At 62.6% G+C, this 1,576-nt stretch carries 1 protein-coding gene and 1 pseudogene; both read left to right on the plus strand.

Annotation, left to right across the window (positions count from 1 at the left end; translation table 11 throughout):
• A partial coding sequence (locus EN984_RS33980; RefSeq protein ID WP_127384327.1) for a Do family serine endopeptidase occupies nt 1–1,146 on the plus strand: 1,146 nt, incomplete at its 5' end.
• Between the two features lie 302 nt (nt 1,147–1,448).
• Nucleotides 1,449–1,576: pseudogene (locus tag EN984_RS39170) on the plus strand (DNA-binding response regulator); the annotation flags it as partial.

Raw genomic sequence — 1,576 nt, forward strand, 5'->3', positions numbered from 1 at the left:
GTTGCCCAGGGCTCGGGCTTCTTCATCTCGGATGACGGCTATCTCGTCACCAACAATCACGTTGTTTCAGAAGGCTCGGCCTTCACCGTGGTGATGCATGACGGCAAGGAACTCGACGCCAAGCTGGTCGGCACCGACCCGCGCACCGATCTCGCCGTGCTCAAGGTCGACGGCGTCGGCAAGTTTACCTATGTCGACTTCGCCGATGACTCCAAGGTTCGCGTCGGCGACTGGGTGGTGGCCGTCGGCAATCCGTTCGGCCTTGGTGGAACCGTCACCGCCGGCATCGTCTCCGCCCGCGGCCGTGACATCGGCGCTGGCCCTTATGACGACTTCATCCAGATCGACGCATCGGTCAACCGCGGCAATTCTGGCGGTCCGACCTTCAACCTCAACGGCCAGGTCGTCGGCATCAACACCGCGATCTTCTCGCCATCCGGCGGCAGCGTCGGCATCGCCTTCGACATTCCCGCTTCGACCGCCAAGCAGGTCGTTCAGGACCTGATGAAGAGCGGCTCCGTGCAGCGCGGCTGGCTCGGTGTGGAAATCCAGCCGGTCACCTCCGACATCGCTGAGTCGCTTGGTCTGAAGTCCAACAACGGCGCACTGGTTTCCAGTGCCCAGGATGATGGTCCCGGCAAGAAGGCGGGCATCACGGCCGGTGACGTGATCACCCAGGTCGACGGAAAAGATGTCGCTTCGCCGAAGGAACTGGCCCGGCTGATCGGCGCCTATTCGCCTGGCAAGTCGGTCGACGTCACCGTGTGGCGCGACGGCAAGAGCCAGACGGTCAAGGTCGATCTCGGCAAACTGCCCTCGAGCGACAAGCAGGCCTCTGTCGACCAGCAGCAGCCCGCCGCCCCGGCCAAGCCCGACACGCTGGCTGATCTCGGCCTGACCGTTACCAAGTCTGAAAACGGCAAGGGACTGGTGGTGACCGATGTCGATCCCGACAGCGATGCCGCCGATCGCGGTATCCAGCCAGGCGACGTCATCACATCGGTCAATTCGACCGAAGTGAACGGCACCGACGACGTCACCAAGGCGATGACCGATGCAGTCAAATCCGGCCGCAAGGCAGTGCTGATGCAGATCACCCGCGACGACACCAATCGTTTCGTCGCGCTGCCCGTCGCCAAGGGCTGAGGTCAGCCCCGGAGCGTTCTCTCGGCCTTTCCAGGGTGGGTGAGGGCGTTTCGGCGGCAGGTTGGGCTTTTCCAGTGCGGCAGTTTCAACACCCCCGAGCCGCCGTACGGGAAAGCATGGAGGAGCGCGCGTTAGTCAGTCATCGCGCCTTCCCCCGGCGGCAGCGGGCTTCCCATCGTCCGCTGCCGCACACTTTCAAAAGCGCTTCCGCGATCCGACGCAAAATGACATCGGCAGCGAGCAGCTTTATCTCGCACGGCTTCGGGCAATCTTGATCGCGGTGCGCTTTGGCAAAGGCCACAATGCAGATGTCTGCCACTCAACCTTCCGGCGAAATCGCGTATAACAGCCCTATGAAGATTCTCGTCATAGAAGACGATCGCGAGGCTGCGGACTACTTGCAGAAAGCCTTTGCCGAGGCCGGTCACAC

Source organism: Mesorhizobium sp. M7A.F.Ca.CA.004.12.1.1 (assembly GCF_003997835.1).
Classification (GTDB): domain Bacteria; phylum Pseudomonadota; class Alphaproteobacteria; order Rhizobiales; family Rhizobiaceae; genus Mesorhizobium.